Below are 15011 nucleotides of genomic sequence, written 5' to 3' on the forward strand. Positions count from 1 at the left end.
TTGTTATTTTATACTCTCTTTGTAAGTATTTAATGTTAAAAATAAGAATATTTAATTTTTATAAGTTTCTAACTTTTCTGTGGCCACATGCTGGACATTTAAAGACAAGTTTATTTTCTGAATCATAGTCATATGCAAAAGGATTTTCATCCATCTCTTCTCCACAGATTTCGCAGATTTCTTTTATTTCAATTTTTTTATTATTTGGTGAATTACTTCTTTTCAATTTAATTTCTCCTTTTAAATATAAAGTTTAAAATTATAGGGTTAAATTAACCTATATAAAAACAATACATCTTTTTTATTTTTACTTCAATTGTAATTTTTTTAATAAAAGATATATAAAATATTGTGGGAAAAATATCAATATATATAATTAAATGTATATATGAAATAAGGGGGAGAGTCAATGACTATTAAAAAATTAAGGGAGTATTTAAAGAAAAATAAAGTAGTTGTTTTATCAGTATTATTAATAGCAAGTATGTTCTTTGGTATTTATAAAAGTACAAAGGTATATTTATATGAAAAAAGATTAGAGGAACAACTTAAGTACAATATTAGTAAATTTGCATATGCAACCTTAAATTCTAGTGGAGAAGAAAGGAATGAGGATGTTTATGCTAGTATGAAAGCCTGTAAGGAGATTGTTGGCCTTTGGGATGGAAGAGGGGGTTACACTGATAATGAAATAACCCTGTTAAGAGCTTTTTGTAATTTAGAGTATTATTGGAAAGTGGAGCGTGAAAGAATAGAGTTGTTATTGTCTAATAATGATTTTGGATGGCTTATATATGATATATCCATGAATTTAGAGAATAATAAGCATATTAAAGATTTTATTGATTTAATAAATGGAGATGTTAAACCAAAATTTTGATGTTTTTCATAAATAAAAATTATGTAGTGATTTCAGTTAACTGGTAAAGTTTTACTGTTTATGTTATTATATAAAATATAATAACAAAATGTTAACAAAAGTCATTTTATTATTGTGTTTTAAGCTTTTATTAAGGATAAGTATTAGTTTATATAATAGGAAAATTTGGTTATGGATAATAATATTATATAGTGAAATAAAAATTTTGATTAATAAACTATAAAACTTAATATTACTAAAGATTAAATATATTTAAAGAAATAGTATTTCTAGATGAAGGAGAGCAATAATGGGAGTTACTACATATAAGACAAAGAATGGAAATTTTATAATTGATTCTAAAAAACTAAATGAAAAAGTTACTGAGGTTTATAAAACTTATGGATTTGATCTTAATTTATATGAATTTGAAGATGAAGTAGATAAGGTTTTTTATCTTAGATATGCAGTTATGAAACTTAAGGAAGAATTAGTTGGAAGAAAGAATAAGTCTGAAAAGCAAAAACTAGCTGAAAATTGGTATGATATTATGTCAGAAAAATTTGGTGCTGACTGGGATAAAGAAAATGCTTGGTGTAAATATATTTCAGAGAAATATATATTAGCAGAAGTTACTCCTAATGGTAAAGAAGTTCCAGAAGCTTATTATGATACAAAGGTAGAGGCTATTATGGAGTTCTTAAAAATGGGAGCTTGTGATAACCTTAAGGTTTTTAGAGGTACAGTGGTATGCAAAGATATCTGTGGAGAAGAAGTATTAATTTCACTTAGAAAAAAAGATGATTATGTATTCCCTCCATTTCGTAAGGGATTTTAAAAATTATAAAGAGAGATAAGTTTAAAATAAGCTCATTAGGTGTAATGAAATATTATACCTAATGAGTTTATTTTTATTACTATAATTAACGTTATCAATGATTTATTAATAAACTATTAATAATGTTAATTATAATTTATGAAACAGCAAAATTGATATTTTTTAAAAAAATTAATATATAAGTAGGTGGGGGAATCAAAGTAATACTGCCTTTTAAAGGGATTTAATAGAATTTATTTACAAAAAGTTAATAAAAAGAACACTTTCAAAAAATTAACTAATAATGTATAATCTATTAAAATATAAATAAAGTGTTAAGAGAAATTAAAAGATTAAGGAATTAATGTAATAATTAAAATTCATTAGTTTCTATATAAAGCTTAAAATTTTTTTATAATATAAATATTTGGTAGGGGCAACTAAGTATTTATTATAAAAATTTTTATAAATAACATAATAAAAAGGGGGACAAATTTAATGAAGGAACAGAAAAAACAGATGAAGAGGTTTTTATCCTCAACGCTCAATGGTTTGGTGGTATTGGCTCTTATAATGCCTAGTAGTGTAGGAACTAATGTAATGGCAGAGGAAATTCAAAATGGGACAAGCCATACAGTAAGAAATTTAGAGAATATTGCTAGGGATGAACTTTATTTTAAGTATCAAAATCCAAATGAAGTAGTAAGAGTTATAGTTGAACTTGAAAAGCCAGCAGCTATAGAGGAAGCTAAGGCTGAAGGTGAGAAAAAACCATCTGAAGCAAAAATTCAAGAAGTAAAAGAAGAACAAAAAGATGCTAAGGATGAAGCAGAAGAAATTACAGGAGAAAAGATAAATAAAAGCTTTGGAACCTTAATAAATGGATTCAGTATCGATACAAAAGTAAAAGATATAGAGGAATTAAAGAAAATCGATGGTGTAAAAAGCGTAAAAGTTGTAAAGACTTATTATCCAGCTATGAATTCTGCTAAAGATTTAACACAGGCAGTAGAAACTTGGAAAGAGTTAGGCTTAAAAGGTGAAGGAATGGTTGTTTCTATTATAGATTCAGGAATAGATCCAAATCATAAAGACATGAAAATAACAGATTCATCAAAAGCTAAGCTTAAAAAAGAAAATTTAAAAGATGGACCAGGAAAATATTTTACAGAAAAAATTCCATATGGATATAATTTTGCTGATGAAAATGAAAATATTATAGATACACATCCAAAAGTAGATATGCATGGAATGCATGTAGCAGGAATAGTTGCTGCCAATGGAAGTGATGAAGAGGTTGCTAAAAATGAGGCAATAAAAGGAGTAGCACCAGAAGCACAATTACTAGCTATGAAAGTTTTTTCAAATAATCCTAATAGACAAGGGGCTGCTGAGGATGATATAGTAGCAGCTATTGAAGAGTCTGTTAATCAAGGAGCAGACATAATAAATATGAGTTTAGGATCTTCTGCTGGATTTCAAAAAGAAGATGATCCAGAACAAATAGCAGTTAAAAAGGCTGTGGATGCTGGGGTAGTCGTTGTCGTGGCTGCTGGAAATTCACAATATTCAACGGCTCCATACAAGGTTCCAGATATAAAGGATACTGGTTTAGTAGGAGCTCCTGGAACTGCAAAGGATGCACTTACAGTAGCAAACTATCATAATAGTAAGATGTTATTACCAACAATAAGCTTTGAAGAAAATGGGGAAGCAGTTAATATACCATTTATGTTATCAGGAGAAGAAAATAGTCTTAATTTAGATAAAGACTTTAATTTAGTAGATTGTGGACTTGGAAAGGTACAAGATTTTAAAGGAAAAGATTTAAAGGGAAAAGTTGCCTTAATAAAAAGAGGGGAAATTACTTTTATAGATAAAAATTTAAATGCACAGGTAGCTGGTGCTGAAGGGGTAATAATATACAATGGAGATGGTGATGAGTCATTTATAAATATGGCAACAGATCCAAAGGTTAAAATTCCATCAGTATTTGTTAAAAACTCAGACGGGGAAAAATTTAAAAATGCTATTAATAAAAGTTTAAAAATAAAGTTTACAAACAATAAAATATTAGTTGCAAGTAGTGATGCTGGTGATTTTGTTGAATCATCATCATGGGGACCTACTCCAAGCTTAGACTTTAAACCACAAATATCTGCACCAGGTGGAAATATATATTCAACTATAAATGATAATAAATATGGTATTAAGACTGGTACATCAATGGCAGCGCCACATGTTGCTGGAGGAGAAACATTAATAGTTGAAGGGCTTAAAAAGGAAAATCCAAATCTTAAGGGAAGAGATTTAGTAGAATTAGCAAAAAATACAGCAATAAGTACTTCTAAGATAGAGATGGATAAAAATAATCCTAAGATACCTTATTCACCTAGAAGACAAGGAGCTGGTCTTATGCAAATAGAGGAAGCTCTTAAAAATAAGGTTGTAGTATTAGATGAAAATAATAATTCTACTGTGGCATTAAAGCAAATAGGAAATGAGAAAGAATTTACATTAACATTAAAAAATTATGGAGATAAAGAAGCTGAGTATGATGTTGAAAATTTAGGTGGAGTTTTAACAGAAACTAGTGATACTTTAAAGACTATGTCTCATGATGTAAGGATTGAGGGGGCAAATCTTAAGTTTGATAAAAATAAAGTTATTGTTCCAGCTAAGGGTACAGAAACTTTAAAAGTGAAATTAACAATACCTAAAGCCATTTCAGAGGATAGATTTGTTGAAGGATTTATTAAACTTACAGGAAAAGATGTTCCATCATTATCAGTTCCTTTCATAGGATATTATGGAGACTGGGGAAAAGATCAAATAATAGAAGCTATGAATTGGGATAGTAACAATCAAAAGTTCATAGTTCCATCAGAAGTATTAACAAATTTAAATGGAGCAATTGGGTACAAGCTAGGTTTAGGAGCAAAGGATGAAAAGGGAAATCTTAAAGTAGATCCTAGTAAAATAGCAATATCTCCAGATGGAAATGGAAATGGTGATATCATAGCTCCATATTTATATTATTTAAGAAATGCTAAGGTAACTGAATTAGAATTATTAGATAAAGATAAAAAATCCTTAGGAGTTATAGGACATGAAGACTATATAAGAAAAGAGGAATATAGTGAACCAAGTGGAAGTGGAAAAGCTCCAAACTTATTTGAGAACTTAACTTGGGATGGAAAGCTATATAACCAAAGTACAGGAGAAAAGGAAGTTGTACCAGAAGGACAATATTATTTAAATATAAAATCAAAAGTTGATTATGATAATGCTAAAGATCAAGAGGTAGTTGTTCCAGTACAAGTTGACCTTACTGCACCTAATATTGAAATAACTTCAGGAGACAAAGTATTAGGCAATAAGGATGATAATGAAGTAGATTATAAATTAGAATGGACTGCTAAGGACAATGTTTCTATTATACCAGATATAGCTACAGTATATGTAAATGGTAAAAGTGTAAGAGCTAATATAAGTGAAAATAATGGCACTTATAGTTGTGACATAAAGTTAAAAAACAATGCTTTAAATGAAGTTAAGGTAGCTATGAATGATACAGCATTTAACTTAGGTGAAGTATCTAAGAATATAAAGGTTGAATCTTCAGATCCATTAATAAAATTTGAAGGTAACTTTGGAACTGCTACTTTAAGTGTTGATAATTCTTTAGAATATCTAGTAAAGGGAGTAGTTTTAGGTCCAGTAAAAGAATTTAAGTTAAATAATGAAGATGTTAAGGTAAATGAAGATGGAACTTTTATACATAAAGTTTCTTTAAAAGAAGGTATGAATAAAGTTAATATTTATGCTAAAGATGAAAATGGAAATGTATTATATAATTATGCTAGTAATATATTATGTGATACTAAAGCTCCTATAATAAACTTATTATCTCCAAAGGTAGAATCAGATGGTATAGTTATAACTAATGAAGATAAAGTAAATATAAAAGGTACTGTTGAGGATAACACATTAGGATATAAGTTCTATAAAAATGATACTATTCAATTAGAAGTTGAAGAGAGAGCTAAGCCAGGAAATGATAGTACAAGAAGAGAGTTTTCATATGAAGTTCCTGTAAAAGATGGAGATGTTATAGTATTAAAGGCCGTTGATGTATTAGGTCATGAAACTCTTAGAAAGCTTACTGTTAAGGTTGATAAAAATGCTCCAGAAGTGACAATTGGAGGAGTATCAGATCAAGGAATATACAATAGTGATGTAGCTCCAAAGGTAGTTTCTAATGAAGATGTAGAAATTAGTTACTTATTAAATGGAAAAGATTATGATGGAAAAACTCCTATTTCAGAGGATGGAAACTATGAGTTAATTGTAAGGGCTAAAGATAAAGCTGGAAATAAAACAGAAGTAAAAACTAACTTTACTATAGATAAAACACCAGCAAATATTTCTGTTAATAATATTGAAGAGGGAAAAGTATATAATGAAGAAATTATTCCTGAAATAGCTAGTAATGAGGAAGCTACTTTTAAATATACTTTAAACGGAAAAGAATATGATGGTAAGTCTAGTATAAAAGAAGATGGTGACTATGTTTTAAATATACAAGCAACAGATAAAGCTGGAAATGTATCAAATAAAGAAGTTAAGTTTTCTATAGATAGAACACCTGCTAATATATTTGTAACTGGAGTTGAAGAGGGTAAAGTTTATAATGAACCTGTTACTCCAATAATTGAGATTGATGATAAGGATGCAACTTTAAAATATACTTTAAATGGAAAAGAATATGACGGAAAATCAAGAATAGATGAAGATGGTAAGTATATCTTAAAGGTTGAAGCTTTAGATAAAGCAGGAAACCCATCAGAAAAAGTTATTAACTTTACTATAGACAGAAGTTCCTTAAAAAATTCAGAAAAGGATGATCCAAATAACAATAAGAAATATAATGAACCTATTGATGAGGAAATAGTACAAAAGCCTGAAGCTAAAACTGATTCAAAAGAGGAATTAAAGGCTAATAAGCTTAAAGAAGAGAATAAAGTTAGTGAAGAAAATAAAAGTAATGAAGAGAACTCAGTTAAAGATGAAAAACTTCTTAAGAAAGAAGGAACATTGCCAACAACAGGACAAGTTCTTGGAGGATCTATGATATCTTTATTAGGAGCTATAATGGCTTCAGTTGGAGCTGTTTTCTTAAAAAGAAAAAATAAAAACAAGGAAGAATAGTAAATAGAAAGTATTTAAAATAAATTAATAATTTATGATATTTTAAGGGGATTATTTAAAAATATAAAGTAGATAAAGAGTTTTCTTATAGGGTAAACAAAGAAATTTGTTTATACTTAGGAAGGCTCTTTATTTTCTTACTATTAAAGATGATTATCTTATAAAAAATCGATTATATTAATAACTTTAGACTTTATTTTAGTGTAATAATAAATTTCTTTTTGCAATTTTAAGTATATATTTTTTATAAAAATGATGCTTTTTAAATAAGGAAAAAATACCATATTTATTCAATAGAAAATGTTTACATTGATAAGGTAGAGTAGTATAATAAAAGTGTAAAGAGAAAGAGGTATTACTACAAAATAAGGTTTAAAAATTTTAGAATATAAACCTAAAATGGATTATTTTAAAACTTGTAAACGTTTATAGAGTCCTGGATTTTGAATTTTGCTTTTTAATTAACAGTGATCTAATTCTCTTTTCATAAGATATAGCTTTAATGAAAATTTATATGTTTTTAGGACTTTACATACTAATATGATTCATTTTATAAGGAATTTATGATTATTAAAAGGGGTGTTGTAATATGTTACACAAAGGCAATGAAAAAATAAAAATAACTTTTAATGAACATTTTTTAAGTAGAGTCGATTTTATGAGAGCTGTTGTTAGATACTTAATGAAAAATGATAGGGACTGTAAAGTAATAGATTTTTATCATTTAATAGTTGATGACAAAAAATATTATTTAAGAGATCAAAATTTAACACCTGAAGGTGCAAAATGTATTCAAAATGCAATTTTAATTCCAGTAGATGAGTAAAATTTTATATTTATATATAAATTAAAAAGATTAAGAGATTTAAAAATAATTCTCTTAATCTTTTTGATTTTTTATTTAGTTAATTTCATATAAAGTTAGTAGCATATAAGCAAATAGAGGAATTTAAAAAATAATATTTTCTAAGTTCATATATAATATTTTAAATTGAAAGAACCAAGAGACTATTGGAAGGAGATCTCTTGGTTCTTATAATAATTATAACTAAAATAAATAATTATAATTAGAAGGCATATTTAATTTATTGAAAACCTAGCAATAATCCAACTTGATATACAAGTGTTGATAAAACTAAGGCAATTACAAATGTATATACAGCAGAGAATATAGTCCATTTCATAGAATTAGTTTCCCTTTTTATTGCCCCTAAGGCTGCTAAGCAAGGAGTATATAAAAGAGTCATAACTAAGAATGAAATTGCTGAAAGTGGAGTAAATACCTGTTGAATTACATTTATTAAGGCTTCCCCTTCTTCAACTCCAGCATAAACCATACCCATTGTTGCAACTACTGATTCTTTAGCTAATATACCAGTTATTAATGATACACCAGCTTGCCATGTTCCATATCCAGCTAGTACAAATAATGGAGCAACAAAGCTACCAATCATACCTAAAATAGAGTGTTCACTATTTGGTTCAACTCCTAGTGGTAATACAGATAAGGCCCAAAGAACTATCATCATTGGGAATATAATCATTCCAGCTTTCTTGAAGAAAGCACCTGCTTTTTCCCACATTAATAGGAATACATTCTTTATAGATGGCATTCTATAAGCAGGAAGCTCCATTACAAAATATGAAGATTCACCTTTAAATAAAGTTTTGCTAAATATTTTTCCACTTATTAAGGCAACTATAATACCTAGCACATATAAACTAAATAAGACTAAACCTTGATGAGTAGGGAAGAATGCTTCAACAAATACAGCATATATAGGCATTCTAGCACCACAGGATATAAATGGGTTAATAAGTATAGCTATCATTCTATCCTTTTTGTTTTCTAAGGTTCTAGTAGACATTATTCCAGGAACATTACATCCAACGGAAACTATCATAGAGACGAAGGTTTTTCCATGTAATCCTAAACCTCTCATAAGTCTATCCATAACGTAAGCAGCTCTTGCCATGTATCCACTGTCTTCTAAAAGTCCTAATAAGAAGTACATAACCATAATTAATGGTAAGAAAGAAAGAACAGCACCTACACCACCAAATAGTCCTTTATCTATAAATCCTACTAGTAATTCAGGAGCACCCATATTAGAAAACCATTCAGATACAATTACACCTGCTTTAGCTATAAGATCTCCAAACCATTCTTGAATTCCAGCACCAATAATAAAGGTTAATTCATATAAACAATACATAATAAGTGCGAAAATAGGGATTCCTAAATATTTGTTTGTAACTATTTTATCTATTTTTTCAGTAGTTGTTACTTGCTTTTCACTAGGTTTCTTTATTACATCTTCAGTAATTGATGATATAAAAGAATATCTTTTATCAACAATAGACATATCAGCTTCAAAGCCTATATTTTTTTCTATGGTCTTATTACTTTCTTCAAGCTTAGTAAATATACTTGGAGAATTTAATTGTTTTACTTTATCTTTTATATATTCATCATTTTCTAAAAGTTTTAAAGCTGTCCAATTAACAGGGAACTCCAATTTATTTTTATATGTTTCTAGCAAAGAAGAAAGGTTTTTTATTTCATTTTCAATATCTTCACCATAATTTATATTAATAAGTTTTTCATTCTTTTTTGAATATATAGAAGTTTCTATTAATTCTTCTATTCCTCTATTTTTTAAAGCTGATGTTTTTATAATAGGAACACCTAATCTTTTAGAAAGTTTATTGGTATCAATTTCTATATTTAAAGCCTCAGCTTGGTCAATCATATTAAGAGCAATAACCACATTTGCTCCCATTTCTATAAGCTGAGTAGTAAGATAAAGATTTCTTTCTAAATTAGTTGCATCCACAACATTTATAACCACATCAGGTTTATCCTTTAATATGTAATTTCTAGCAACAATCTCATCTTCTGAGTATGCTCCTAAGCTATAAGTTCCTGGTAAATCAATTACCTTGTAGCTTTCACCTTTAAACTTTAAAGTACCTTCTTTTTTTTCCACCGTAACACCGGGCCAGTTTCCTATATGTTGTCTTGATTTAGTAAGCAAGTTAAAAAGGCTTGTCTTACCACAGTTAGGATTACCAGCTAACGCAATAGTTAACATTAATTTTCCCCCTTAATAAAGTTTTAAATTTAGTAAAATACCCAATACCAACTCTAAAAGATTTTTATTTAGTCTTTTAGATAAACCATTTATATATTAATTAAAAAATAAATTATTATATTAAAGTATGTTTCTTATTAATACATAAAATATCTCAATACACCATTTAAAATATAATAATATTCATTATCAATTAAAAACGAAAATATATAGCTTAGATTTCTTTAACAAAGATTTTATTTGCTAAAGTTTTATCTAAAGCAAGACGTGATCCACTTATACTAATTATTAGTCCTGTAGTATCATTTTTAATTACATCTATAATATTTCCCTTTGAAATTCCTATTTCCATAAGTCTTTTTCCTAGGGAATCATTAATAAGCATTCTTTCTATCTGAATAGAACTGCCTTCTTTAGTCAAAGACATAGGTATCATAAAAAGTTCCTCCTTTTAAGATATTAAGTACTAAACTAAAATGCTTTTAGCCTCGTTTTTTCTTAGAGTTAACTTATATCCTCTTACAATAACTTCAATAGGGTCACCAAGAGGAGCCTTACCTGTGATTTCTAAAGTAACGCCAGGGGTAATTCCCATATCTAATAATCTTCTTTTTACAATACTGTCTTTTTGAATTCCTTTAACAATAAGTTTTTCACCTACTTGTTTTTTTTCTAAAGTATTCATTTTGCATATCCCTCCTAATTATAAAAAACTTAATTTTATCTAATTAAAATTATTTTTGTAAAACCAGTAACCCTTTTTCAGTTATTTCCCAACCTGAAATAGAATTTAAACTTTTAGAACTCCCACAACCACATCCACATGATGAGCATTGATCTTGAGAGCAGCCAGATAAAGAGATTTTCTTTATATATCCCTTTTGTTCTAGTTGTTCTTTGTAAATCTCAACCATTGTTTCACTTATATTAAGCTCTTTAGCAATAGTAGAGGATGAGAATTCATTTGAATTTTTCATTATTTTTAAGATAGCTTTTAACATTATATCACCTCTTTACATATCTAAGAAACAAATGATAATTAATCTCAATTGCTATTATAAGGAATTTGATAATTATTTTCAATTGAGTTTTGCTATAGAATATTTCTATTAGAGCAAAATAACTCCTTTAGAAATAGATATCCTAGTAAATACTGGTATTAACTTAGATTTTTATTTTAAAGGAATAAAATAAGTAGGAAATTAAGTTATTTAGGGATGATATAAAATAAAAGATATTAGTTTATGAGTGAAACTATTTAAATAAATTTTATTTGAAGTGAAAATAAAAAAAGTGAGAAATATATTCTCACATAATAGTAAAATAAATTAATTTAAAAATAAGTTTTGAAATGAGGTTACTAAAATAGCAATATAAGGTTTATACATAATTTTATTAAAGTGAATTTGCTGTGTAAGTAAATTTGTATGGAATTTAAATAAAGGAGATGTAGATAGTGAAAAAACTTTCTAGGTAAAACCATACTGTACAAAAGTAAGGAGGTGTTTATGTATAAACCTATATAATTATTTATATGTAATTTCTGTATTTTGGTGAATATTTTTTAGAGGTTATTAAGTATAAAAAAAATAAGAGAAAGAATTAACTTCCTCTTATTAAGAGTGATTTTAAAAAGCAAGACCTAAGTCTGTAGGTTTATGCTTTTTATTTTGATTAAGATTTAGATTAGTTTAAAGGAGATTTTAGGGTAATATTATTATAGGAGTCATTAGTTTATTATATTTATACTTTAGTAAATTTCTTTTAAGTAATTCTTAGATACTGGATTAATAAGATTACTTAAATATAAGGTTCTTTAGTTTATTGATATTTAAAGAGTTTATTCTATTATAAACTTTAAGTAATTATGTAAATGGATTTAATCCATAATTTGGCTTGTAAAATAAATGTGTAGCTAATTTGCAAAAAAAGAATTAGAGGAGAGCATTAATATAGCCACACATTTAATTAACTATAGTTTGTAGTTGTGTCATTTTATATAGCTATTAAAATGAACACTATTTTGAAAGTTATTAATAAAAATATAAACTATTTAAACTTAACCTTTAAATATATTATTTTTGTATCTTCATTAAGGATTATAGACATAGTTTTAGATTTCTATACAATTTACATAAAATAATTTTAAAATTTAAAAATGATTAATATTACCTTAGTTTTTTTATTAATAAGGTTCTACCATCTTGCAAAAAGATTCTAGTGTTAGAAAAGCCATTGTATTTCCAAAAAAGTTCACTTCTTTTATTAGTAGGGGTAAGTTCTATAGTTTTAGCACCTTCTTTTATCATTTTTTCTTTAAGTTTACTATATGCAATTTTACCTAAGCCTTTATTTCTAAATTCTTTGTTTATACAATACTCTAATATTATAGATTTCCCACTTTCATCAATGTATATAATGTAAGTTGCAAAACCTATTATTTTATCTTTCTCCTTAAAAAATATTATTTTTAGAGGGTTAAAATCTCTTTCAGAAAGTTCTAAAACAGAATCTTTATATTCTTTAGATAAAAAATATTCAAAGGTTTCTTTAGAGAGTGGACTTGTTTGAAAAATATAGTTTATATAATCATGGAACATATTCCAAAATAGATTTAAATCTTTAAAGCTTTCAATTTCATAAATTTTAATACTCATAATTAAATATGTAAAGTTTATATTTAATTATAAACTTTATCAAAATCCTCCTTTCAAAATTATAAACCTATATATTAAGTAAAATAAATTAATTAAAAAGTAGGGTTCTCTTAAATATAGAAGGAGATTTTAAAATGAGAACCCTTAATAAGTATGAGTTTTAAATTATATATTTATATATATGATTTTATATAAGGATATATTAATATATGGATTAAATTAAATAATTTTCAATTGGTTTGATTTACCATGACGAAAAATGGAGGTTTTATGGTATAATAAGGGAATAGGGGAAAGTTATTTCATAAACCTTATATTTCTATATAAGGTTTATATTTATGTGCCTAGAATTTCATTAAAAAGTTATTAATGAGAAGTATAGTGAGTTGTTATTTGGTATTATATTTGAATTTTATCTATAATTTAAAACAAATGGGGAGGTGAATGTCACTAATATTATAAAGTAAGTATTTAGAATACTTTATATTTAATGTATTTTAAGACATACTAGGATAAGTTGTAGTGAATTTTAATTAAATTACAATCTTATTTAAAGATTTTATTAGATTAGTGGCTAAATTTTTGAAGTTAATTTGGAAAGGGAAGTTTAACGGTGTAGAGGATCTTCCAATAGGTGAATTGCCTGAAAACGCTGTAAGGTTTGAAGAACCAGAATCAGCTGAGGAGCTAGCTAAAGAAACTAGAAGATTTTTAATACCCGTTGTAATATTTTTGCTTATAGTTATTTTTCTTAGAATAAAAACTAATGGATTTTTTGGAGTGAGTGATGTACTAAATATTTTTGGAATTATCTTAATACCATTTAGTATATTACCACATGAATATTTGCATGCTATATTTTTTCCAAAAGATGCAGAGGTTGAAATGTGGTATTCTATTAAGCAAAGGTTGGCTTTAGTTACATCTAATACAGCCATAACAAAGAAAAGATTTATATTTTTAAGTGTTTTTCCAAACATAGTATTTGGGTTTTTACCACTTATAATATGGATTTTTATACCTAGTGATATGAGTTTTATATCAGGAATTTTATTTACTTTTGGTTTTATAAGTTTAACCATAGGATCTGGAGATTTTATGAATATTTATAATACCATAAAACAAGTTCCTAAAGATGCTATGGTTCAAATTTCTGGGTTAAATTCTTATTGGTTTTTTAAAGAAAAATAAATTAAATGTATATATAATAAGTTTAGGCATATATAATTAAGAAAAAATTTAATATAAAAAGCAAGTAATTTTACTTGCTTTTTATTATTTTTTAAAGAAAAAATAATAAAAAAAATGATATAATAAGTTAAAGTTTTATTTTACTCAATGGATAAAAATTAGAATTAGGAGGAATTCACCATGAATTTTTTTAATAAAAATGAAGAAGAAAATAGTGCTGTAGAAGAGAAAAGTGCTGTAGAAGTTGCTGTAAATGAAGAGGGTAATGTAGAAAATGTTACTTTTGACAAAAGCGAAGCTGTGGCATATGGTGTTGATTTAGAAGCAGAATTAGAAGATGATAAAAAAGATGAAAAAAATAATGAAGTAGATGAACAAGGAGAACTTTTAAATCCAATACCTACACCAGTTAAGCAAGGTGAAAATATGTTAGACTATGTTGTTACTCTTTCAGATGAACAAAAAATTAAGTTAAATGAGCTTATACAAGCTAATGATTTTTCAGGAGTAAGTAGATTGCTTTCAGAGCATAAAAGAATAATTTCAACTCCTAAAGAGTTATTTAACATAGTTTTAAACTTTAATGATAGCAAAATAATTCCTTTTAAATCTGCTATGGTACTAGGATTAGATGAAATAGATGCATTTAATGTTTTAGCAAGACAATATCCTATATTAAAAGAACTTGAAAGAAATAAAATATCCATAAAGAAAATTAATAGGGTTCAACAATCGCAAATTATTCTTGTAGATGGAGAAATGAAATTATCTTAAGTTAATATTAGAAGATTAAATAATCTTTTATTAAGATATTAGATTATTTTTAATAGACAATCTTTAAAGGTTTAAAAAAGAGATTTTATGATTAGAGTTAAATCATAAAATCTCTTTTAACTTATATTAAATAATATAAGATTTTAATATTTAGTTTCTAAATATGTTTTTTATTTTGGCATGAAAGGATAATCTTAAAGATTACTCCTAGTATAAAAAAGCCAAAAAATATACTTAAAAGACTTAATGTGTATATGTGAGTTGATAACAATAAGTCAAAAAATAGACCCATGAACAATCCAAATATAACATAGGCTAAAATAAAAATTTTGTTTTGTTTATAAGTAGAATTTCTCATAAAACAACACCCCTTTAATCCCCTTTTATACTTTCATTATACAACAAAA

At 26.4% G+C, this 15011-nt stretch carries 12 protein-coding genes; 6 read left to right on the top strand and 6 right to left on the bottom strand.

Going from position 1 to position 15011, the window contains the following annotated elements:
- Positions 1-58: 58 nt before the first annotated feature.
- Positions 59-226 carry a hypothetical protein gene (locus CPF_RS14960; RefSeq protein WP_003456228.1) on the bottom strand — a complete coding sequence of 56 codons (168 nt, stop codon included), beginning with the start codon at positions 224-226 and terminating at the stop codon, positions 59-61.
- Between the two features lie 183 nt (positions 227-409).
- Here CPF_RS14960 and CPF_RS05505 point away from each other — a divergent pair, with 183 nt between their 5' ends.
- From CPF_RS05505 to CPF_RS05520, 4 genes are all read left to right on the top strand, one after another.
- Positions 410-880 (top strand): hypothetical protein, encoded by a 471-nt coding sequence (locus CPF_RS05505; protein WP_003456199.1) that lies wholly within the window; start codon positions 410-412, stop codon positions 878-880.
- 289 nt (positions 881-1169) lie between these two features.
- Positions 1170-1697, top strand: a complete 528-nt coding sequence (locus CPF_RS05510) for a hypothetical protein (RefSeq protein WP_003456144.1) — start codon at positions 1170-1172, stop codon at positions 1695-1697.
- A 477-nt stretch (positions 1698-2174) separates the two neighbouring features.
- Complete coding sequence (locus tag CPF_RS15220) at positions 2175-6887, top strand: S8 family serine peptidase (protein WP_011590578.1); 4713 nt, start codon at positions 2175-2177, stop codon at positions 6885-6887.
- A gap of 589 nt (positions 6888-7476) precedes the next feature.
- Positions 7477-7713, top strand: a complete 237-nt coding sequence (locus tag CPF_RS05520) for a hypothetical protein (protein ID WP_003451889.1) — start codon at positions 7477-7479, stop codon at positions 7711-7713.
- Between the two features lie 259 nt (positions 7714-7972).
- On the opposite strand, the gene feoB is transcribed toward CPF_RS05520, so the two are convergent.
- From feoB to CPF_RS05545, 5 genes are all read right to left on the bottom strand, one after another.
- Positions 7973-9982, bottom strand: coding sequence for a ferrous iron transport protein B (gene feoB / locus CPF_RS05525; protein WP_003456318.1), 2010 nt, complete (start codon positions 9980-9982; stop codon positions 7973-7975).
- A gap of 214 nt (positions 9983-10196) precedes the next feature.
- Positions 10197-10418 carry a FeoA family protein gene (locus CPF_RS05530; protein ID WP_003456171.1) on the bottom strand — a complete coding sequence of 74 codons (222 nt, stop codon included), beginning with the start codon at positions 10416-10418 and terminating at the stop codon, positions 10197-10199.
- A 30-nt stretch (positions 10419-10448) separates the two neighbouring features.
- Entirely contained in the window at positions 10449-10667 is a 219-nt protein-coding gene (locus CPF_RS05535) for a FeoA family protein (protein ID WP_003456366.1), read from the bottom strand.
- Positions 10668-10716: 49 nt separating this feature from the next.
- Positions 10717-10983, bottom strand: a complete 267-nt coding sequence (locus CPF_RS05540; RefSeq protein WP_003456159.1) for a FeoC-like transcriptional regulator — start codon at positions 10981-10983, stop codon at positions 10717-10719.
- A 1167-nt stretch (positions 10984-12150) separates the two neighbouring features.
- On the bottom strand, positions 12151-12639 hold the full coding sequence (locus CPF_RS05545; protein WP_003456337.1) for a GNAT family N-acetyltransferase: 489 nt from the start codon (positions 12637-12639) through the stop codon (positions 12151-12153).
- 582 nt (positions 12640-13221) lie between these two features.
- Between CPF_RS05545 and CPF_RS05550 the strand changes: the two genes are divergently transcribed.
- On the top strand, positions 13222-13830 hold the full coding sequence (locus CPF_RS05550; protein WP_003456400.1) for a DUF3267 domain-containing protein: 609 nt from the start codon (positions 13222-13224) through the stop codon (positions 13828-13830).
- A gap of 180 nt (positions 13831-14010) precedes the next feature.
- Positions 14011-14604 carry a hypothetical protein gene (locus CPF_RS05555; protein ID WP_011590582.1) on the top strand — a complete coding sequence of 198 codons (594 nt, stop codon included), beginning with the start codon at positions 14011-14013 and terminating at the stop codon, positions 14602-14604.
- The last annotated feature ends 407 nt before the right edge of the window (positions 14605-15011 follow it).

Source organism: Clostridium perfringens ATCC 13124, assembly GCF_000013285.1.
In the GTDB taxonomy this organism is placed as follows: Bacteria; Bacillota; Clostridia; order Clostridiales; family Clostridiaceae; genus Sarcina; species Sarcina perfringens.

Excerpts from the sequence above, each read along its gene's own strand:
- CPF_RS05545 (WP_003456337.1), bottom strand. The coding sequence starts at position 12,639 with ATGAGTATTAAAATTTATGAAATTGAAAGCTTTAAAGATTTAAATCTA.
- CPF_RS05510 (WP_003456144.1), top strand. The coding sequence starts at position 1,170 with ATGGGAGTTACTACATATAAGACAAAGAATGGAAATTTTATAATTGAT.
- CPF_RS05555 (WP_011590582.1), top strand. The coding sequence starts at position 14,011 with ATGAATTTTTTTAATAAAAATGAAGAAGAAAATAGTGCTGTAGAAGAG.
- CPF_RS05505 (WP_003456199.1), top strand. The coding sequence starts at position 410 with ATGACTATTAAAAAATTAAGGGAGTATTTAAAGAAAAATAAAGTAGTT.
- feoB (WP_003456318.1), bottom strand. The coding sequence starts at position 9,982 with ATGTTAACTATTGCGTTAGCTGGTAATCCTAACTGTGGTAAGACAAGC.
- CPF_RS05535 (WP_003456366.1), bottom strand. The coding sequence starts at position 10,667 with ATGAATACTTTAGAAAAAAAACAAGTAGGTGAAAAACTTATTGTTAAA.
- CPF_RS15220 (WP_011590578.1), top strand. The coding sequence starts at position 2,175 with ATGAAGGAACAGAAAAAACAGATGAAGAGGTTTTTATCCTCAACGCTC.
- CPF_RS05520 (WP_003451889.1), top strand. The coding sequence starts at position 7,477 with ATGTTACACAAAGGCAATGAAAAAATAAAAATAACTTTTAATGAACAT.
- CPF_RS05530 (WP_003456171.1), bottom strand. The coding sequence starts at position 10,418 with ATGATACCTATGTCTTTGACTAAAGAAGGCAGTTCTATTCAGATAGAA.
- CPF_RS05540 (WP_003456159.1), bottom strand. The coding sequence starts at position 10,983 with ATGTTAAAAGCTATCTTAAAAATAATGAAAAATTCAAATGAATTCTCA.